The sequence below is a fragment of the Flavonifractor sp. An10 genome, assembly GCF_002161215.1.
Classification (GTDB): domain Bacteria; phylum Bacillota; class Clostridia; order Oscillospirales; family Oscillospiraceae; genus Flavonifractor; species Flavonifractor avistercoris.
In genome coordinates this window covers 116,558-134,268 of sequence record NZ_NFMB01000002.1, presented here as the reverse complement: position 1 = coordinate 134,268, position 17,711 = coordinate 116,558, and the positions used below count along the sequence as shown (strand labels likewise).

Sequence of the window (17,711 nt, the reverse complement as noted above, 5' to 3'; positions counted from 1 at the left end):
CAAATCAGGATAATAGCAGTATATCATAGTACGCTCTAAAAAACAAGAAATCATTTTACCGATTCCACAAATAAAATCGGAGGGTATTCACTGGAATACCCTCCGGTTTTGGTGATTATCGTGCGTCTATCCGAATTTTTGACTTTGCGGCCCGTTTCCGTTCCTTTTCGGCATGTTCCTGCTGGTAAGCTGCCTCTAATATTCTGTCCACTTGTTCTGGGCCAAAGGCCCTTTTGACCCGCTCATAGTCAGCGGAGACTTGCCGCATGGCCTTGTTTTCCAACTTGACCTCCTGCAATCGATCAGACAGGCGGATGTTGCTCTCCCTCACCCGGCCATAGTCCCCTTGCAGACGCTCAAATTTCCCCCGCAGCTCCACATAGGCCAGATACAGGGAGCGCAGCACCTTGACGATTTGGGCCAGCAGGGGCTTTGCCTTTTTCTCTCGGTAGGCCCGGCCTGTTTCCAGCGTTCCCGGCTCCGGCAAAATCTCCTCCGGATTGGCGGAGAAATCCGCTGCCAACCGCTCCATATTTTTCACCGCCGGGGCAAGTTCTTTGAGCCGCCGTTCCTGGCTCTCCACCTGGTTTTCTTTCTCCGCCTTGACCGTCTCCAGAACGGCGATCTCCTTTGCCCGCTGCTCTTTCTTGTAGTCCAGCACAGACAAGTGCTTGTCGTGGGTGCCTTTGTCCTCCCACTCAATCCCGTGGCGCTCCATGACCAGGGAAAGCTGCTCCTTTTCCGAGCGCACCCACTGGCTCCACTCTGTGTCCCCTCTGGTGCCGCCCTGGAAACCCTGGGCCGCTAACGCCTGTTTCAAAGATACCCTCGTGTCCAGCCCTCGCTTGCTCCCGGTGGTGAATGGTACAAAGTCAATGTGCAGATGGGGCGTAGCCTCGTCCATGTGGAGGTGGGCAGAGAACACCCGGAGTTGGGGGTTGCGCTCTTGAAAGCCCTTCATGTACTCGTCCAAAACCGCTGCCGCAAGCTGTCCCTCCTCGCTGTCGGCGCTCATATCATCTCGATTGCCCACTTGCAGGATGATTTCATGGAACGGCTTTTCCTGCTTGCCGGAGCGGATCTTCTCATAGTAATCCTCTATCCTTCTGTCGGCCCTGGTTTGTTTAGCGTTGTACCGTTCCAGAGCCTCGTCAAAGAGTTCATGGTACACCGCCTTGATATTCTCCTGGCAGTAGGTTATATTCAAGTGGGAGCGTTCCGGGTCAGTGTTCTTGGCGTGGAATTTTCTACTGTTATGGTTCACCGATCCTTGGCCCACCATGGCGCTGATTGTCCTTTTCAAATCAATCCCTCCTCCCTTTTCCGCCGCGCAAGCGGCGAGCCTTTGTTACTTTCTGCGAAAGTAACGCAAAAGCACTTTTGACAGCCTGACGGCCATCAAAAGCGCATTTGCGCCCTACGGGGTGGTGTGGGGGCTTTGCCCCCGGCAACTGCGGTTGCCTCCCCCAGCAGGGCCGCCCTTTGAAAAGGGCACCCTGCACCCCGCCTAAACTTTGTCACTCGCCGTTGGGCAGGGTGGAAAGGCCAGGGGCCTTTCCACCGCCCGGCAAGTGTTTTCCGTGGGCCGAAAGTCAAGGGGTACGGGTTGTATTGACTTGCGGCAATCTCCACCCGCAGGTATGCCCCCCTTGACTTTCGCCCCCGCTCCCCGTGACAGCCGTGACGACCGTGACGATGTTTTACACACCGCCTCCGCACTCCGAAAAGCTGTCACAGCTGTCACGGTCGTCACGCCTGGGGTTCCTCCAACGTGAGCTTGATACTCCGCCCGGCATGGGTTCGGGCGCTTTCATAGTGGATGTGGTACTCATAGGACAGCCGCCACGCCCGGACATTCAGCCGCATAGCCAGGGCATTGGGTTTCATATCCAGCCCCAGGGCGGCGACAAGTTCCGTGGCCGTCCCTCTCCACTCTGGCCGTTCCGCCGTTACCAGGGCGGCAACAGCCTCCAACACCGGGTCAGGCGGCTCCTGCCGCAGCTCCGTTTCCCGCCGCTCCAGCTCCCACACAAGCCGTTCCTCGTCCCGCTTGAGGTAGAGGCGCTGGTCTTGCTGATCCCGCCCAGAAATGTCCAGGGTGGCGGCGTTGTCTGCCCGCCGCTCCTTTTGGAGCAGAAAGGCCCCGTCTGCCGCACCCAATAAGCCGTTGGTGCCGGAGATCATATCAAACTTATCATCGGCCTGCTGCTTGCGGGTGTGATGTACAACCAGGAGGCAAACCCCGCTTATATCGGCAAACCGTTTCAGTTTGGTGATTACCTCATAGTCGTTGGCATAGCTGTACTTCTCTGCCCCGGCCTCCCGGATTTTTTGCAGGGTGTCGATGATAATAAGCCGGGTGTCCGTGTGTTCCCGGACAAAGCCCTTTAGCTGCTCCTCCAGGCCACCGCCGAGCTGCTTAGCTCCGATGGCAAAGAACAGGTTTCCGGTACTCTCTACTCCAAACATCCGGTACAACCGCTCCTGTAAGCGACGGTGGTTGTCCTCCAGGGCCAGATAGAGGACTGTCCCCTGGCGCACCTCATACCCCCACAGGGAAAGGCCCATACTCACATGATAGGCAAGCTGGGCCATGAGAAAGGACTTGCCCACCTTGGGAGCGCCCACAAAGAGATATGTCCCCGCATAGAGCAGACCGTCTACCACAGGAGGTCTGCCGGGGTACACCTGTTCGTAGAGGTCATTCATAGACACGGTAGGCAGATAGGCCGGGTCATTGACCCGGCTTATCTGCCGCAGGATTTCCTCCAAATCTCTTTCCGGGGGCTTGTGTTCTGTCACGCCCTCTGCTATACTTTGGTTAGGTTTTTGTGAGAGCGACTGTCCCCCGTCTGCGCCAACAGGCGGATATGGGGCAGTCGTTTTCTCTTGCAATCTATCCATCTATCAATCCTCCCTCATGCCGTCCATGATGGCGGCGATCAGCCGGATGGTGTCCAGCAACTCCCCATCCACGCCATTCCCGGCCTCGATACGCTCCAGTTCTTCCAGAACGGCGGCCAGCTCGTTCCGCAGGGCCTTATACACCCTGGGGTTGCCCTGTACCACCACATCCCGGCACAGCAGCCGTCGGGTGATGTAGTCCTGTTTGGTAAGGCCGGAGAGCCGCACAGCGGTTTCAATTTCCCTGTCCTCATCCGGGGACACCCGGAAAGCCACAGTTTTGTTTCTCCAGCGGTTGTGTCGGTCAAGATTTTTCACTGACATGATTTAGGCCCCCTTTCGCTCCATGTCCAGTTTGTCCGCCATCTCCGCCTGCCGGGTGGGGAACAGGTGGGCGTAGCGGTAGGTAATATCAATGCTTTCATGTCCCACCCGGTCAGCGATTGCCAGGGCCGTAAAGCCCATGTCAATGAGCAGCGAAATGTGGGAGTGCCTCAGGTCGTGTATTCTGATCCGCTTTACCCCGGCCTCTTTCGCACCCCTGTCCATCTCCCGGTGGAGGTAGGATTTTGTCACCGTGAAAATGCGGTCGGTGGGCTTCACCCCATACAGGCTCTTGATATAGTCTCGCATTTCTTCACAGAGGAAAGCGGGCATTTGAATGACCCGGTTGCTCTTAGGGGTCTTGGGGTCGGTAATCACATCCTTGCCCTTAATCCGCTGGTAGGACTTGGAGATGGTGACGGTCTGTTTCTCAAAGTCGAAGTCGCCAGGAGTGAGGGCCAGCAGCTCCCCCTCCCGGACGCCGCACCAGTAGAGCATTTCAAAGGCGTAATAGGAAAGGGGCTTGTCCATCATGGCCTCGGCGAATTTCAGATACTCCGCCTTTGTCCAGAACAGCATTTCCCGTCCCTTTGGCTTTCCCATATTGCCCGCCTGGGCAGCGGGATTGACCTTTAGATTGTAGTGCCGTACCGCATGGTTGAACACGGCGCTCAACTGATTGTGCAGCGTTTTTAAGTACACCGGAGAGTAGGGCTTGCCGTTCTTGTCCCGGTAACCCAGCATTTCATTCTGCCAGGCGATGACCTCCTTGGAGTGAATGTCGCACATCTTCCGCTTGCCGAAGTACGGCACCAACTTCTTGTAGAGGATATGCTCTTTCGTCCCCCAGGTGTTTTCCTTGATACGGCCTTTCATGTCCGCCACATAGACAGCCACGAAGTTTTCAACGCCTCATGAAATGCCATCACAGCTGAGAATGAAAATATAGTCTGTGCGTTAACCGAAGGATTTGCTAAACTGAATACAGCAGGCGTAGTCCGGTTGCACCTTGGTGGATTTTCACCCCGTTTGTTCAACGTGGACGAGTTGCCCAAGAGAACAGCAGTATGTTGCGTCACATAAGTGAAGAGCACGAGTAGCAAAGTTCGGATACCCACCCGGGCAATTCCCAGCCTGCATAATTCAGGGAGGGATTTGATGCAAGACATATTGACCTGCGCCATGGGACTGGATATTCATCGTGACGTTATTGTTGCCTGTCTTGCCAAAGGTGAACTGGGCACCGATCCGGAAATCGAGATTCGCTCCTTCAGCACACTTATCCCGGAAATGCGGAAACTGCGGGATTGGGTGTTGGAAGCAGAGTGCCGCTATGTCGCTATGGAGAGCACCGGGATCTACTGGCAGCCTATTTACGAAATGCTGGAGCCATGTTTTGATGGGCAGATCAGCATTCTGGTCGTGAATGCCCGCCACATGAAGAATGTGCCTGGGCGCAAAACGGATATGCGGGACGCGCAATGGATCGCCACATTGCTCCGTGCCGGATTACTAAAGGGAAGTTTTATCCCAGATAAGACCTTCCGGGAACTGCGGCATCTGACCCGGTATCGTAAGAGCATCGTTCGCGACATTACCGCCCAAAAGAATCGCATCGATAAATTTCTGCAAAGCTCCGGTTTCCGCTTCACAGCGTTTCTGTCGGACGCATTTGGCGCTTCCGGGCGAAACATCATCCGTCATCTCATGGAATACGGAAATATTTCGCGGGAAGCTCTGGATCGGTGTCTGAAAACACAGACCCGGAAACGTATCGACGAAATACTGATTGCCTTGAACGGTTCGCTCTCGGAGCACCAGCGCGGCTTTCTTCGCATGATATTTGGGCACTTGGAAGCACTTGAACAGCACCGGCATACTGTGGAGGACGCTATTACGAAAGAGATCATAAAGCACGAAGAGGCATTGAGCCTCCTGTGCTCCATACCGGGTATTGATGTAACTGCGGCAGCAGCCATTATCGCGGAGATTGGTACCGATATGAGTGCCTTTCCGGATTCCCAGCATATATGCTCCTGGGCCGGTTTGAGTCCCGGTAACAACGAGAGTGCCGGAAAACGCAAGAGTGCTCACATTAACAAAGGTAATCCGTATCTGAAGAGTATGCTCTGTGAGGTGGGATGGGTCATCTCCGGAAAACGAAGCTTGTACCTCTCCGGTTGGTACTGGAGGATAAAACAGCGGAAGGGCGCTAAACGTGCAACGATTGCTTTGGCTCGCAAACTGCTGGCGCTGATTTACACGATGTTGAAGACAGGTTCTCCATACAACGAAGACTGTTTTGAGATCCGCAGAAAACAAAGTGAGCGCAAACGGGCCAGCCGTATGGTGAACGAACTGCAAAAGCTGGGGTACTTTGTGGTGGCACCAGGCTGATTCCCACTGTACCATACTTCGGCCGGCGACAGGTTTTGGCCTGCCGCTTTTTGTGCTGCGATGGTTTTTCATGAGGCGTTGAAAGCCTGTTTGTCAAGGTTCACGCCCTCGCTACTTATTTTCGTAGCAAAGGTCATTTCCAGGTCGGCGGTCTGTTGTTGCAGGAATGTCCGCTCCCACTCCAGAGCCTCCCGCTTGGTGGGAAAGCCCCGTTTCATTTTCTTTACTTTCTTGCCCGTCCAGTCCTCGTAGTAAAAGGACGCATACCATGTGCCCTTTGCCTTGTCTTTGTATGCCGGCATTGTGGTTCCCTCCTTATTGTCTGTCCCGCAGCCCATAGAATTTTTCCTCGAAGTAGCGCCTGCTTACCCGTCCGGGAATGGTGAGAAAGCCTTTTTTCTTCAGCTCCTCGTTCATCTCCCGCACCAGCTTGTAGGCGTAGGGCTTGGAAATGCCCAGCTCCCTGGCGACCTCCTCTGCTCTCACAAACAGCTCCTTTTCCATGGTCAGCACCTCCTTATTTTAGTTTCGCAAATATGTTAATGTCACCATCTTCATTATACATTAACATAAGTGTTAATGTCAAGAATTTATTTCGCATTTTTGTTAAAGATTATCTTGCATCTTTCGCTTTTTTGCGCTATACTATTGGCAAAGGCGGTGGGATATTATGACAGTCGGAGACAAGATAAAGAAAATCCGCACCTTTCGAGGCATGACACAAAAGGAATTGGGGCTTGCTATCGGCTTTGAGGAAAAGGGAGCGGACAACCGGATCGCCCAGTATGAGACGAATTACCGTGTTCCGAAACGGGAACTGCTGGACAAGATGGCCGAGGCGCTGCGGGTAGACCGCCAGAACTTCTACACCATCGCCCCCGGCTCTGCCGAGGACTTCATGCGGACATTCTTCTGGCTGGACGAGGACAGCCCTGGCGCTATCCGCCTGTTCCAACTTGTCCGCAATCCGGGCAGAGCAGGGGCCGCTGATGATACCGCTGTACGGTACAATGATAGCGATGACTGGCCCGCACACCCTCCCGTGGGTATGTACTTCCAGTATGGCCTTGTGGACGAGTTCATGCGGGAATGGCTTTTTCGTCAGCAGGAGTTACACGCCGGGGAGATCACCAGGGAAGAGTATTTTGAATGGAAACTCAACTGGCCCCATACCTGCGACGATGGCCTGGAAAGCGAATATTATATCCCTTGGCGGAAAAATAAATAAGACAAGCAAAAAAACCGCCCTGCTGAATTTGTCGTTCAGCAGGGCGGTTTTGCTTGTCCTTTTGGGATTTTTCTCTTGAGAATACCGGGCGGACACAAATAGTATCAATCCAGTATCAAGAGCAGTATGGACGGGCAAAAAAGCCTGTATTCATGCGGGTTTTCGCCGTTTCGAGCGTCATTCCCACTCGATCGTGGCGGGGGGCTTGGAGGTGATGTCATAGACGATGCGGTTGATCCCCTTGACCTCGTTGACGATGCGGGTGGAGATCTTGTCCAGCACGTCGTAGGGGATGCGGGCCCAGTCAGCGGTCATAAAATCACTGGTGGTGACGGCGCGGAGGGCCAGGGTGTAGTCGTAGGTGCGCCCGTCGCCCATGACGCCCACGGAGCGGGTGTTGGTGAGGACGGCGAAGTACTGGTTGATGTTCCTGTCCTCACCGGCGGCGGCGATCTCCTCCCGGTAGATGGCGTCGGCGTCCCGGAGGGTGTCCAGCTTCTCCTTGGTCAGATCGCCGATCACGCGGATGGCCAGGCCCGGGCCCGGGAAGGGCTGGCGCATGACCAGGTACTCGGGCAGGCCCAGCTCCCGGCCCAGCTGCCGCACCTCGTCCTTGAACAGCAGGCGCAGGGGCTCGATAATCTCCTTGAAATCCACATAGTCGGGCAGGCCGCCCACGTTGTGGTGGCTCTTGATCACGGCGGCGTCACCGGCACCGGACTCGATCACGTCGGGATAGATGGTGCCCTGCACCAGGTAGTCCACCCGGCCGATCTTCTTGGCCTCCTCCTCAAAGACGCGGATGAACTCCTCGCCGATGATCTTGCGCTTGCGCTCGGGCTCGGTGATCCCGGCCAGCTTGGACAGGAAACGCGCCTCGGCGTCCACCCGGACAAAGTGAATATCCCACTTGGCGAAGGCGGCCTCCACCTCGTCGCCCTCGTTCTTGCGCATGAGGCCGTGATCCACGAACACGCAGGTGAGCTGGTTCCCCACCGCCTCGGCCAGCAGGGCGGCCGCCACGGAGGAGTCCACGCCGCCGGACAGGGCCAGCAGCACCTTGCCGTCCCCCACCTTCTCCCGGATGGCCCTGATGGAGCTCTCCTTGTAGTCCCCCATCGTCCAGTCGCCCGTGGCGCCGCAGACCTCATAGAGGAAGTTGCGGATCATGTCGATGCCGTGCTGGGTGTGGTTGACCTCGGGGTGGTACTGCACGCCGTAGAAGCCCCGCTTCTCGTCGGCGATGGCCACGTTGGGGCAGGCGTCGGTGTGGGCGGTGAGGGCGAAGCCCTCGGGCACCTTGGCCATGTAGTCCCCGTGGCTCATCCAGGAGATGCCCTGCTCCGGCAGGCCCTTGAACAGCTTGCAGCCGGTGTCGTAGTAGGTCTCGGTCTTGCCGTACTCCCGGGCGGTGTCCTCCTGGGCCTCGGTGACCTGTCCGCCCAGGGTGTGGGCCATGAACTGGCAGCCGTAGCAGATGCCCAGCACCGGCACCCCCATCTCAAAAATGGCCGGGTCGGCCTTGGGGGCGCCCGCCACATAGACGGAGTTGGGGCCGCCGGTGAAAATGAAGCCGATGGGCTCCATGGCGCGGAGCTGCTCCAGCGGGGTGGTGTAGGGCTTGACCTCGCAGTAGACGCCGCACTCGCGCACCCGGCGGGCGATTAGCTGGTTGTACTGGCCGCCAAAGTCCAGGACAATCACGGTCTGATGGGACATTCAGGTACCTTCTTTCTATGGATTGTATGCCGCCCTTGAAGCAGGCAGCAATTGATATCTTAGAATATCATACTTTCCCCCGGCGCGCAATACTTCTACACAATATGCCCTCCCGATCCGTGTCAGGCGGCCCTTTCTTAAAGGAAGAAATCGGGAGAGGAAGATAACCTTCCAGAAGCCAATAGCCCCTAATTACCGCCAACCCAATGATGTTAAGATTCGTTGCTTGCGGCAACGGGCAATTCCGCCTACAATCATGGCAGCGAGGGATAGAGAGGGGGCATCCCTAAAAACAGGAATATGAATAGTCCCCATTGGGGTGGATGTTATAGTAAATCTGAAACCGCCGTTCCCGAAGTGGCTTTTCACTTATTTGAACGGCTGTTTGCCAGGGCAGCACCGATGATCTTGCTGCTGCGATCATGGAAATGTTCTTTCCATGAAGGCAAAAATGATTCGATCAATAGGAGTGCTTCTAAAATGAAGAAAAAGACAATTGGAATGATTGCTGCGGTTGTGATTGTGCTGGGACTGAGCCTCGTCGTCTACAATCAGATGATTCCTAACGAATATGCGCCTGCTGATGATGAAATCGCCCTGCATATACGATTAGATGCGGAAGAGGATATCGGGCTGCTGGTTTTTGATTATCGTGCAGGCAGCCATGAATACAGTGGAGGCATATCAAATGCGGATGGATCGCTGATCAGCCGCGATTCTGATAACATTGTGGTGTGGAATCAGGAGGAACTGAATAACCCCTCTGAGCCTTTTGAGCTGTCCATGCAGTTCCGAATCATAACCGAATACGTGGCTCCCAATTATGAAAACGTATATCCGGATGACATCACGAAATATATGGAGCCTGTCTCATGGGAGGCACACTTTGGTGAATCATATTTTATTACCATCACCGGTGATCAGACAAATGGATATAAAGCCGTATTGAACAAACCGATATATCCGGATATGGCAGAGACAGTCCCTTGACGATATGCCCGCTGCACTGCGCCGCAATCAAAAAGGCAAGCCTCTCTTCGTCAAAACGGCAGAGGGTCTCACGGCTCCGGCAGCAGGGCCTCCAGCTCGCCCTGGATGGCGTCCAGGCCGGCGGACAGCCAGGAGACATCCCCCAGCAGTTCCCGCCAGATCCGCTCCCGGAGCCTCTGGGCGTCCAGATTGAGCACGCCGCTGCCACCACCGGCTTGAAAGGCCACTTCCACCGCCTCCCGGCCAGCCCACACCTCGGCCCAGCCCAGAGCCCCTGGCGCACCCCCCACCATGAGCCATGTGGGGCGGCCTTCGTGCTCCGTCTCATAGATATAGGGGATGTTTTCGTCGATCTGAGCGGTAATATCGGTGTGCTGGCCGTCGGCGGTGAAATATACCCGCTCCCCCTCCACGGTGTAAGGGGCTTCGGCGAAACGAAAACTCACCCAGGCCCTATGGGGGGTGCGGACGATGTCCACCCCCGTCATCAGCAGAGCCCGCTCCAGAACCCCGGTGGCCCCCATGATGCACACGGCTGCGGCCAGGGCCGCCGCCAGAATCAGGGCCCGCCGGCCGGGCCGCCTCCGCGGAGCGGCTCCCTCCTCCACCAGCTCCGGATCCAGGTCATTCAACGCATCCAACAGGATCTCTTTATCCATTCCAGAGTCCCTCCTGTTCCAAAAAGTCCCGCAGCCGGTTTCGGGTACGGTAGAGGACGGTCTTGGTCTTGCTGATGCTCCAGCCCATATGGGCCGCCGCCTGCTCCACCGAGTCGGCATACCAGTACCGCCGGAGGAACACCACCCGTGCCGGCTCCTTCTGCGCCCGGAGAAACCGGGAGATGGCCCGACCCAGCTCCTCCGCCTCTGCCTGTCCGTGGGGCGTGTCCGCCGCCGGCAGAGACGCGGCCAGCTCCAGGGCGCTCTCCTCCACTGTGGACGGCCGGCGGTCATTGGCCTTCCCGATGGCTAGGGCTTGTTTGAAAATTGGCGATGTGTCCAGCGGCGAGGGATTTTGGGCCGCTGGCAAGCAATTTTTTCGCAGGAATCCTGACGGATTTCAAGGAAAAATTGCGCCGTCCAGGGGGCAAAAGGCCCGCCGATTGGGCATGTTGACATGTTTCAAACAAGCCCTAAGGCCCGGTGGCGGACGATGGCCCCAAGCCAGCCCCGGAAGTGCTTCGGCTCCGCCGGCGGGATGGCATTCCACACCGCCAGGGCGCAGTCATTGAGGCACTCCTCCACATCCCGGCTGTCTGTCAGCCGGCGGCGGGCAATGGCAGCGCACCAGGCCCCGTATTGGGCCCGGGTCTCCTCCACCGCCCGGGGATCCCGGGCCTGATAGAGGGCGATGAGCTCACTGTCCGTCATGATCCCGCCTCCTCTCCCGATGAAATGAAAGGCCCTTCTGCCTATATAGAGCGGCAGAGAGGGCCTTTGGTCGCACAATATGAGAAATTTTTTGCCCGCAGGGCCGCGAATTTACCGCAGCTCCTTGTCGCAGTAAGCGCAGCAGTCCACGCCGCCGTTCTGCTTCACCAGCGGGGGCAGGTAGAGCTCGGTCTGGGTGATGCAGTTGGGGTTGGAGCACACTGGCTTGGTGCCGATGGCCACCGGCTCGGGCCTGTACCGCTCCTGGTTGGCCAGGTCGGTGAGCAGGGCCATGCGGGCGAACATGCCGTACCGGGCCTGGTCGAAGTACACCGCCCGGGGGTCGTCGTCCACGTCGATGGCAATCTCGTCCACCCTCGGCAGGGGGTGCATCACCAGCAGATCCTTCTTGGCCCGGTCAAGCTTGCGGCGGGTGAGGATGTAGATGCCACGGTTCCGCTCGTACTCCAGGGGATCCACAAACCGCTCCCGCTGTATGCGGGTCATGTAGAGCACGTCCAGCTGGGGGATGACCGCCTCCAGGCCGGTGACCTCGGTGAACCACATGTCGTTCTCCCGCATGAAGGCCCGCATGTACTCGGGCACCGCCAGCTCCCGGGGGGCGATGAGGAAGAACTTGATGCCCTCAAACTTGGCCAGGGCCTTGATGAGGGAGTGGACGGTGCGGCCGTTTTTCAGATCGCCGCACAGGCCCACGGACAGCCCGTCCACCTTGCCCCGCAGGCGGGTGATGGTGGTGAGATCTGCGGTGGTCTGGGTGGGGTGCATGTGCCCGCCGTCGCCGGCGTTGATCACCGGCACATCGGAGTACAGGGAGGCCGCCTTGGCCGCCCCCTCCTTGGGGTTGCGCATGACCACCACATCGGCGTAGCCGGATACCATCTTGATGGTGTCCTTCAGGGTCTCCCCCTTGGCGGTGGAGGTGGATTTGGGATCGGCAAAGCCGAACACCGTGCCCCCCACCCGCAGCATGGCGGTCTGGAAGGAAAAGTTGGTGCGGGTGGACGGCTCGTAGAACAGGCTGGCCATCACCCGCCCCCTGCAGGCGTCCATAAAATCAGCGGGGTGGTCCATAATCTCGCTGCACCGCTGGTACAGGGAATCCCACTCCGCCCGCGTCAGGTCTCCAAAGTCGATCAAATGCCGCATGACCCTTCATTACCCCTTTAGAATTTTTTCTATCGTATCATATTTCCCCCCTCTACGGCAAGAGCGGAATGGACAAATTTCCAACCTTTTTCGCGCCCCGCCTTGTGCGCCGCCCGCCCCTGCTAAAAACTGCATCTCATAAGCCCGCCCCGTCCCGTCCATGCTAGAGAAAAATGGACGAAGCGGGGCGGTTGCATGGTTTGGTTCTGGTATTTTCTGATCTACAGCTTTCTGGGCTTTCTGGTGGAAGTGGTCTATGTGCGGGTGGTGGGCGGCGCCAAGCGGGATCGGAAGTGCCGGCTCCTCCTGCCCATCTGCCCGGTGTACGGGCTGGGGGCCCTGGCCGTCCTGGCCCTGCCCCCCTTTGTGCAGGCGCGCCCCCTGCTCCTCCTCCCCGCCGCCGGCGCGGCGTGCACGGCGGTGGAGTACCTGACCAGCCTGTTCTATGAAAAGGTGTTCCGGGTGTCCTTCTGGGACTACTCCCACCTGCCGGGAAACCTGGGCGGGCGGGTGTGCCCCCTGTTCGCCCTGTTCTGGGGCATCCTGGCCCTGGCGGTGCTCTACCTCATTCACCCGGCGGCGGCCTGGCTGGCCGCCCGGATCCCCCTCTGGGCCCTGCCCCCCGCCGCAGTGCTGCTGGGGGCGGACACCCTCCTCACCGCCCGGCTGCTGCGGCGCAGCGGCGACCCCGCCGTGCTGCGGTGGTACGCCGGCCTTCCACGCCGCCGGGCCGCCTGAGCGCCGGCTCAGGCCCGGCGCAGGTCGCTGAGGGCCTCGTCCAGCTTCTTCTGGGGCACGTACTCCCTGGCCACGGCCAGGATCTGCTCCAGGGTAATGGTGCGGGCCGCCCCCATCACGGGGTGCTTCATCAGCATGGGGAACCGTCGCTGGAGCACCGCCCGGGCGCCGGGATGCTCCATCAGCTCCCCCACCGTCACCTTGTTGTTTTTCAGATCCATCGGATTCACCTCCCCGCTATCCTATGCGGTCGCCTCGCCAGATTTGACTTGCCAGGCGGGGCGTGGATCGGTATAATGGTTCTTATCTGAAAAACACGAAGGGAGACGATCTGATGACACAGTCGTATGGCAAGCACCATCCTCAGGTGGATCCCGACGCCCGGGTGGCGGAGACCGCTGTTGTGGTGGGAGAGGTGTCCGTGGAGGCCGGCGCCAGCCTCTGGTATGGCGCGGTGCTCCGGGGGGATGAGGCCCCCATCCGGGTCGGACGGGACTCCAACATCCAGGACAACGCCGTGCTCCACTGCGACGAGGATTTCCCCATGACCGTGGGCCGCGGGGTCACGGTGGGGCACGGCGCCATCCTCCACGGCTGCACGGTGGAGGACGGAGCCCTCATCGGCATGGGGGCGGTGCTTCTCAACGGCTGTGTGATCGGGGCGGACAGCCTGGTGGCCGCCGGCGCCCTGGTGACCCAGGGTGCGGTAATCCCGCCGGGCAGCCTGGTGGTGGGCTCACCCGCCAGGGTCAAGCGGCCCCTGCGCCCTGATGAGCTGGCCGGGCTGGCCCAGGATGCGGGGAAATACCTGCGCCTGTCGGCGGAGCTGCTGCCCCTGGCCGGTGACGCGGAGGGCCTGTGACATGCGGAAGCACAAAAAGCCCGCCCCTCTGCCGGGCCGCCCCACCCTGCGGGAGCAGATCAAGGCAAAGCCGGGGCTGACGGCGGTGTATATCACCCTCCGCGCCCTGGTACTTGTGGCGCTGGTGGCCCAGTTCTTCAACGGGAACTTCGAAAACGTGTTCCTGTGCGTGCTCACCCTGTTCCTCTTCACCCTGCCCAGCTTCATTGAACGCACCATCCGCATCGAGATCCCCGACACCCTGGAGGTCATCATCCTCCTGTTCATCTTCGCGGCGGAGATTCTGGGGGAGATCCAGGCCTACTATGTCCAGTTCCCCTACTGGGACACCATGCTGCACACCCTCAACGGCTTCCTGTGCGCCGCCATCGGCTTCTCCCTCCTGGACATCCTCAACCGCAACGAGAAGCTGGCCTTCACCCTGTCGCCGGTGTATCTGGCTGTGGTGGCCTTCTGCTTCTCCATGACCATCGGGGTGCTGTGGGAGTTCTTCGAGTGCCTGATGGATCAGCTCTTCCTGCTGGACATGCAGAAGGACACCATCGTCCACTCCATCGGCTCGGTGATGCTGGATCCCAGCGGCGGCAACACCCCGGTGTCCATCGAGGACATCACCGACGTGATTGTGGTCACCGCCGACGGCGCCCAGCACGCCCTGGGCCTGGGCGGCTATCTGGACATCGGCATTCTGGACACCATGAAGGATCTGTTCGTCAACTTCATCGGCGCGGTGGTGTTCTCCTTCATCGGCTATTTCTATGTGAAAAACCGGGGCCGGGGCTGGTTCGCCCGCCGGTTCATCCCCACCCTCTGGCCGGATGAGACGGAGCCGGAGGACCAGACCGCCGGCAAACCGTAGATGTATATTCCGCCCCTGACGGCGCATACTAGGGAAGCACCTCCTCCGCCCCGCGGAGGGCGGTGCTTCCCTTGCGCGAGCCAGGAATCAAGGAGGAATCGAACCATGAACAAGACCCCCAACAACAGCATCCGCTGCTCCGTCAACCGCTGCGCCTATCACTGCGGCGAGCAGAACTACTGCACCCTGAACGAGATCAAGGTGGGCTGCTGCGACGCCAACGTGACCAACTGCGCCAACACCGAGTGCGCGTCCTTCCAGCTGGGCACCAAGCAGTAAGGCCCCGTACAGACGGCAAAAAGCGCGCGTTCCAAACGGAACGCGCGCTTTCTGATGCCGTTTTTACTCCTTGGTCTCGGAGGTGCCCTCCGCCTTGGCGGCGGGCTCGGCCTTGGGGGCCTCTGCGGCGGGGGCCGCGGGCTTGGCGGCGGCAGGGGCCGCCTTGGGGGCCGCAGGCTTCACCTCGGGCACCTTGCCGTCCACGGTGATCAGCTTGCGGGGGCACTTCTGGGCGCAGATGCCGCAGCCGATGCACTTCTCGTAGTCGATGACGGCCAGGTTGTTGACCATGGTGATGGCTTCCTTGGGGCAGCTCTTGGCGCACAGGGAGCAGCCGATGCAGCCGTTGTCGCACACCTTCCGGGCGTCCACACCCTTGTCGTGGGAGGAGCAGGGAATGGTGACGTGGCGCTTGGTCTTGTAGGGCTCCAGGGCGATGATGTGGCGGGGGCAGATGTCCACGCACTTGCCGCAGGCCTTGCACTTCTCCTCGTCCACCTTGGCCACGCCGTCGATGACGTGGATGGCGTCGAAGGGGCAGGCCTTCTCACAGGAGCCCAGGCCCAGGCAGCCGTAGGCGCAGGACAGCGCGCCGCCGCCGGGCACCTTGGAGGCCGCCACGCAGTCGTGGAGGCCCACGTACTCATACTGCTTGTAGTTCTGGCCGCAGCCGGTGCAGTGCACCTGGGCCAGCTGCTTGACCATGGCGCCGGCGGACACGCCCATGATCTCGGCGATCTGGGCGGCAACCGCCTCGCCGCCGGCGGCGCAGGCGTTGACCGGGGCAGCGCCCTTGGCCACGGCGGCGGCATAGCCGGAGCAGCCGGCGAAGCCGCAGCCGCCGCAGTTGGCACCGGGCAGGCAGCCCAGCACGGCCTCTTCCTTGGGATCCACCTCAACGGCGAAGACCTTGGCGGCGAAGCCCAGCACCAGTCCGAACAGGGCGCCCAGGGCAGCCAGGATCACCACCGCGATGATAACAATCTGAAAATTCATATTCTTCCGCCCTCCTTAAAAGACCTTCAGGCCGGAGAAGCCCATGAAGGACAGAGCCACCAGGCCGGCGGTCATCAGAGCGATGGGGAAGCCCTCGAAGGCCTTGGGGCACTCGGAGAAGGTCAGCCGCTCCCGGATGCTGGCGAAGATCACGATGGCCAGCATGAAGCCCAGGCCGCCGGTGATGCCGTACACCACGCTGGTGATGAAGTCGTAGCCGTTCTGGGTGTTCTGGAGCACCACGCCCAGCACCGCGCAGTTGGTGGTGATCAGGGGCAGGTAGATGCCCAGGGCCTCATACAGGGAGGGCATGGACTTCTTCAGGAACATCTCGATGAACTGCACCAGGGCGGCGATGACCAGGATGAAGACCACGGTCTGCATGAAGGCCAGATTGGGGCCGCCCTCGCCGTAGATGGCGGGGTTCACCAGCAGGAACTGGTTGATGGGCCAGCAGATGGCGGAGGCCAGGCCCATGACGAAGGTCACGGCGATGCCCATGCCGGCGGCGGTGTCGATCTTCTTGGACACGCCCATGAAGGGGCAGATGCCCAGGAACTGGGAGAAAATGAAGTTGTTGACCAGAATGGCGCCCAGGGCCACGCTGAACAGGTTGGCAAGATCAAATCCCATTACTTGGCCACCTCCTCAGTCTTTTTGTCCTTCTTGGGCTTGTTCAGGATGTACTGCATGGCGGCGATCAGGCAGGCCAGGGTGAGGAAGCCGCCCACTGGCAGGATCATGCCCAGGGCGGGGAAGGCCTCAGGCAGGATGCGGATGCCGGCGGCAGTGCCCAGGCCGAAGACCAGCTGGCCGTTCTCGCCGATCTCCAGCAGGCCGCCCATGATGGTGCCGGCGCCCAGGAACTCACGGATGACGCACATGATCACCAGGATGATGGTGTAGCCCAGGCCCTGGAAGATACCGTCCAGGGTGGAGGCGGCGATGGTGTTCTTATAGGAGAAGGCCTCGGCGCGGCCCAGGATGATACAGTTCACCACGATCAGGGGGATGAACAGGCCCAGGCTCTTGGACAGGGCCGGGATGAAGGCCTGAAGCATCAGATCCACGATGGTCACGAAGCCGGCGATCACCACGATGAAGCAGGCGATACGGATGTTGTTGGGGATGATCTTCCGCAGCGCGGCGATCAGGATGTTGGACAGGGTCAGGATAATCAGCACGGACACGCCCATGCCAAGGCCGTTGAACAGGGTGGTAGTGATGGCCATGGTGGAGCACATGCCCAGCAGCTGGACGGTAACCGGGTTCTGGAAGAACAGGCCGTCCATCAATTGCTTTTTCGGATTCACGTTCTTACCTCCTTAACCCATGCTCTCGGCCACGGCGATGGCGGAGTTGACCGCCTCGCACACGCCGCGGGAGGTGATGGTGGCGCCGGTGATGGCGTTGATGTCGCCGCCGTCCTTGGTGACGGCCACGGTGCCGGTCTTGCCGATGAACTGATCGGCGAAGGAGGGCCGGCTGGCATTGGAGCCCAGACCGGAGGTCTCACCGGTGCTGGTGACGGAAATGCCGGTGCAGGCGTAGCTGGAGTCCACACCCACCATGATGGTCAGGTTGCCGCTGAAGGAGGTGGGCGGGGAGACCTGCACCACATAGCCGGCGTCGCCGGCCTGATAGACGGCCTCCACGGTGGCGTCGCCGCCGGCGTAGTCGGCGGTCACGTCGGTGTACTCGTCGGCGGGCAGAACAGCGTTCATGGCCTCCTGGGTGGTCTTCCAGTTATTCGCCTTGATAAAGGGGGCGGTCACCTCGTTGGTCAGGCCCAGCAGCAGAGAGGTCACCAGGCAGATGAGGAACAGTACCACCACGAGAGTGGCAGTGCCGGGATCTTTTTTCGTCTCAGTCATG

Annotated in this window: 22 protein-coding genes and 1 pseudogene; 7 read left to right on the top strand and 16 right to left on the bottom strand. The window is 59.5% G+C overall.

Features of this window, described 5'->3' with window-relative positions:
- Window positions 1-115: 115 nt before the first annotated feature.
- From B5E42_RS03410 to B5E42_RS03395, 4 genes and pseudogenes are all read right to left on the bottom strand, one after another.
- Window positions 116-1,303, bottom strand: coding sequence for a plasmid recombination protein (locus B5E42_RS03410; RefSeq protein ID WP_228275371.1), 1,188 nt, complete (start codon window positions 1,301-1,303; stop codon window positions 116-118).
- A gap of 446 nt (window positions 1,304-1,749) precedes the next feature.
- On the bottom strand, window positions 1,750-2,904 hold the full coding sequence (locus B5E42_RS03405; protein ID WP_031474225.1) for a helicase RepA family protein: 1,155 nt from the start codon (window positions 2,902-2,904) through the stop codon (window positions 1,750-1,752).
- 3 nt (window positions 2,905-2,907) lie between these two features.
- Window positions 2,908-3,228 (bottom strand): hypothetical protein, encoded by a 321-nt coding sequence (locus B5E42_RS03400; RefSeq protein WP_004010381.1) that lies wholly within the window; start codon window positions 3,226-3,228, stop codon window positions 2,908-2,910.
- Between the two features lie 3 nt (window positions 3,229-3,231).
- Window positions 3,232-4,119: pseudogene (locus tag B5E42_RS03395) on the bottom strand (site-specific integrase); the annotation flags it as partial.
- Between the two features lie 267 nt (window positions 4,120-4,386).
- Between B5E42_RS03395 and B5E42_RS03390 the strand changes: the two are divergent.
- Entirely contained in the window at window positions 4,387-5,625 is a 1,239-nt protein-coding gene (locus B5E42_RS03390) for an IS110 family transposase (protein ID WP_087235867.1), read from the top strand.
- Between the two features lie 68 nt (window positions 5,626-5,693).
- Here B5E42_RS03390 and B5E42_RS03385 read toward each other — a convergent pair whose 3' ends face one another.
- Window positions 5,694-5,927 (bottom strand): Arm DNA-binding domain-containing protein, encoded by a 234-nt coding sequence (locus tag B5E42_RS03385; RefSeq protein ID WP_087236766.1) that lies wholly within the window; start codon window positions 5,925-5,927, stop codon window positions 5,694-5,696.
- A gap of 13 nt (window positions 5,928-5,940) precedes the next feature.
- Window positions 5,941-6,129 (bottom strand): hypothetical protein, encoded by a 189-nt coding sequence (locus B5E42_RS03380; RefSeq protein ID WP_004010379.1) that lies wholly within the window; start codon window positions 6,127-6,129, stop codon window positions 5,941-5,943.
- A gap of 166 nt (window positions 6,130-6,295) precedes the next feature.
- Here B5E42_RS03380 and B5E42_RS03375 point away from each other — a divergent pair, with 166 nt between their 5' ends.
- Window positions 6,296-6,853 carry a helix-turn-helix transcriptional regulator gene (locus B5E42_RS03375; RefSeq protein WP_004010378.1) on the top strand — a complete coding sequence of 186 codons (558 nt, stop codon included), beginning with the start codon at window positions 6,296-6,298 and terminating at the stop codon, window positions 6,851-6,853.
- Between the two features lie 177 nt (window positions 6,854-7,030).
- Here the strand turns inward: B5E42_RS03375 and guaA are convergent, their stop codons facing one another.
- On the bottom strand, window positions 7,031-8,572 hold the full coding sequence (gene guaA / locus B5E42_RS03370) for a glutamine-hydrolyzing GMP synthase (RefSeq protein WP_087236765.1): 1,542 nt from the start codon (window positions 8,570-8,572) through the stop codon (window positions 7,031-7,033).
- A gap of 480 nt (window positions 8,573-9,052) precedes the next feature.
- On the opposite strand from guaA, the gene B5E42_RS03365 reads away from it, so the two are divergent.
- Window positions 9,053-9,562: a hypothetical protein gene (locus B5E42_RS03365; protein WP_087236764.1), complete on the top strand. Its 510-nt coding sequence runs from the start codon at window positions 9,053-9,055 to the stop codon at window positions 9,560-9,562.
- Window positions 9,563-9,630: 68 nt separating this feature from the next.
- Here B5E42_RS03365 and B5E42_RS03360 read toward each other — a convergent pair whose 3' ends face one another.
- From B5E42_RS03360 to pyrB, 4 genes are all read right to left on the bottom strand, one after another.
- Window positions 9,631-10,221: a hypothetical protein gene (locus tag B5E42_RS03360; RefSeq protein ID WP_087236763.1), complete on the bottom strand. Its 591-nt coding sequence runs from the start codon at window positions 10,219-10,221 to the stop codon at window positions 9,631-9,633.
- Complete coding sequence (locus tag B5E42_RS03355) at window positions 10,214-10,495, bottom strand: hypothetical protein (RefSeq protein ID WP_087236762.1); 282 nt, start codon at window positions 10,493-10,495, stop codon at window positions 10,214-10,216. Before B5E42_RS03355 ends, B5E42_RS03360 begins: the two co-directional genes overlap by 8 nt.
- A gap of 188 nt (window positions 10,496-10,683) precedes the next feature.
- Window positions 10,684-10,932 (bottom strand): sigma factor, encoded by a 249-nt coding sequence (locus B5E42_RS03350; protein WP_087236761.1) that lies wholly within the window; start codon window positions 10,930-10,932, stop codon window positions 10,684-10,686.
- A gap of 111 nt (window positions 10,933-11,043) precedes the next feature.
- Entirely contained in the window at window positions 11,044-12,102 is a 1,059-nt protein-coding gene (gene pyrB, locus B5E42_RS03345) for an aspartate carbamoyltransferase (RefSeq protein ID WP_087236760.1), read from the bottom strand.
- A gap of 195 nt (window positions 12,103-12,297) precedes the next feature.
- Between pyrB and B5E42_RS03340 the strand changes: the two genes are divergently transcribed.
- Complete coding sequence (locus B5E42_RS03340; RefSeq protein ID WP_087236759.1) at window positions 12,298-12,840, top strand: putative ABC transporter permease; 543 nt, start codon at window positions 12,298-12,300, stop codon at window positions 12,838-12,840.
- Window positions 12,841-12,848: 8 nt separating this feature from the next.
- Here B5E42_RS03340 and B5E42_RS03335 read toward each other — a convergent pair whose 3' ends face one another.
- Window positions 12,849-13,061, bottom strand: a complete 213-nt coding sequence (locus B5E42_RS03335; RefSeq protein ID WP_087236758.1) for a hypothetical protein — start codon at window positions 13,059-13,061, stop codon at window positions 12,849-12,851.
- Window positions 13,062-13,174: 113 nt separating this feature from the next.
- On the opposite strand from B5E42_RS03335, the gene B5E42_RS03330 reads away from it, so the two are divergent.
- From B5E42_RS03330 to B5E42_RS03320, 3 genes are all read left to right on the top strand, one after another.
- Window positions 13,175-13,702: a gamma carbonic anhydrase family protein gene (locus B5E42_RS03330; RefSeq protein ID WP_087236757.1), complete on the top strand. Its 528-nt coding sequence runs from the start codon at window positions 13,175-13,177 to the stop codon at window positions 13,700-13,702.
- Between the two features lies 1 nt (window position 13,703).
- Window positions 13,704-14,561: a hypothetical protein gene (locus B5E42_RS03325; RefSeq protein WP_087236756.1), complete on the top strand. Its 858-nt coding sequence runs from the start codon at window positions 13,704-13,706 to the stop codon at window positions 14,559-14,561.
- 105 nt (window positions 14,562-14,666) lie between these two features.
- Window positions 14,667-14,840 carry a DUF1540 domain-containing protein gene (locus tag B5E42_RS03320; protein WP_087236755.1) on the top strand — a complete coding sequence of 58 codons (174 nt, stop codon included), beginning with the start codon at window positions 14,667-14,669 and terminating at the stop codon, window positions 14,838-14,840.
- Between the two features lie 63 nt (window positions 14,841-14,903).
- Here the strand turns inward: B5E42_RS03320 and B5E42_RS03315 are convergent, their stop codons facing one another.
- The 4 genes from B5E42_RS03315 to B5E42_RS03300 are packed head-to-tail and all read right to left on the bottom strand — an operon-like array spanning window position 14,904 to window position 17,710.
- Window positions 14,904-15,836, bottom strand: a complete 933-nt coding sequence (locus B5E42_RS03315) for an RnfABCDGE type electron transport complex subunit B (protein WP_087236754.1) — start codon at window positions 15,834-15,836, stop codon at window positions 14,904-14,906.
- A 15-nt stretch (window positions 15,837-15,851) separates the two neighbouring features.
- On the bottom strand, window positions 15,852-16,469 hold the full coding sequence (locus tag B5E42_RS03310; protein ID WP_087236753.1) for an electron transport complex protein RnfA: 618 nt from the start codon (window positions 16,467-16,469) through the stop codon (window positions 15,852-15,854).
- Complete coding sequence (gene rsxE / locus B5E42_RS03305) at window positions 16,469-17,149, bottom strand: electron transport complex subunit RsxE (protein ID WP_087236752.1); 681 nt, start codon at window positions 17,147-17,149, stop codon at window positions 16,469-16,471. The genes B5E42_RS03310 and rsxE overlap by 1 nt, the downstream gene beginning before the upstream one ends.
- A gap of 12 nt (window positions 17,150-17,161) precedes the next feature.
- Entirely contained in the window at window positions 17,162-17,710 is a 549-nt protein-coding gene (locus tag B5E42_RS03300; protein WP_087236751.1) for an RnfABCDGE type electron transport complex subunit G, read from the bottom strand.
- Between the last annotated feature and the right edge of the window lies 1 nt (window position 17,711).

Excerpts from the sequence above, each read along its gene's own strand:
- B5E42_RS03390 (WP_087235867.1), top strand. The coding sequence starts at position 4,387 with ATGCAAGACATATTGACCTGCGCCATGGGACTGGATATTCATCGTGAC.
- B5E42_RS03300 (WP_087236751.1), bottom strand. The coding sequence starts at position 17,710 with ATGACTGAGACGAAAAAAGATCCCGGCACTGCCACTCTCGTGGTGGTA.
- B5E42_RS03340 (WP_087236759.1), top strand. The coding sequence starts at position 12,298 with ATGGTTTGGTTCTGGTATTTTCTGATCTACAGCTTTCTGGGCTTTCTG.
- B5E42_RS03335 (WP_087236758.1), bottom strand. The coding sequence starts at position 13,061 with ATGGATCTGAAAAACAACAAGGTGACGGTGGGGGAGCTGATGGAGCAT.
- B5E42_RS03405 (WP_031474225.1), bottom strand. The coding sequence starts at position 2,904 with ATGGATAGATTGCAAGAGAAAACGACTGCCCCATATCCGCCTGTTGGC.
- B5E42_RS03380 (WP_004010379.1), bottom strand. The coding sequence starts at position 6,129 with ATGGAAAAGGAGCTGTTTGTGAGAGCAGAGGAGGTCGCCAGGGAGCTG.
- B5E42_RS03385 (WP_087236766.1), bottom strand. The coding sequence starts at position 5,927 with ATGCCGGCATACAAAGACAAGGCAAAGGGCACATGGTATGCGTCCTTT.
- B5E42_RS03360 (WP_087236763.1), bottom strand. The coding sequence starts at position 10,221 with ATGGATAAAGAGATCCTGTTGGATGCGTTGAATGACCTGGATCCGGAG.
- B5E42_RS03310 (WP_087236753.1), bottom strand. The coding sequence starts at position 16,469 with ATGGGATTTGATCTTGCCAACCTGTTCAGCGTGGCCCTGGGCGCCATT.
- guaA (WP_087236765.1), bottom strand. The coding sequence starts at position 8,572 with ATGTCCCATCAGACCGTGATTGTCCTGGACTTTGGCGGCCAGTACAAC.
- B5E42_RS03325 (WP_087236756.1), top strand. The coding sequence starts at position 13,704 with ATGCGGAAGCACAAAAAGCCCGCCCCTCTGCCGGGCCGCCCCACCCTG.
- pyrB (WP_087236760.1), bottom strand. The coding sequence starts at position 12,102 with ATGCGGCATTTGATCGACTTTGGAGACCTGACGCGGGCGGAGTGGGAT.
- B5E42_RS03315 (WP_087236754.1), bottom strand. The coding sequence starts at position 15,836 with ATGAATTTTCAGATTGTTATCATCGCGGTGGTGATCCTGGCTGCCCTG.
- B5E42_RS03400 (WP_004010381.1), bottom strand. The coding sequence starts at position 3,228 with ATGTCAGTGAAAAATCTTGACCGACACAACCGCTGGAGAAACAAAACT.
- B5E42_RS03375 (WP_004010378.1), top strand. The coding sequence starts at position 6,296 with ATGACAGTCGGAGACAAGATAAAGAAAATCCGCACCTTTCGAGGCATG.
- B5E42_RS03365 (WP_087236764.1), top strand. The coding sequence starts at position 9,053 with ATGAAGAAAAAGACAATTGGAATGATTGCTGCGGTTGTGATTGTGCTG.
- B5E42_RS03350 (WP_087236761.1), bottom strand. The coding sequence starts at position 10,932 with ATGACGGACAGTGAGCTCATCGCCCTCTATCAGGCCCGGGATCCCCGG.
- B5E42_RS03330 (WP_087236757.1), top strand. The coding sequence starts at position 13,175 with ATGACACAGTCGTATGGCAAGCACCATCCTCAGGTGGATCCCGACGCC.
- B5E42_RS03320 (WP_087236755.1), top strand. The coding sequence starts at position 14,667 with ATGAACAAGACCCCCAACAACAGCATCCGCTGCTCCGTCAACCGCTGC.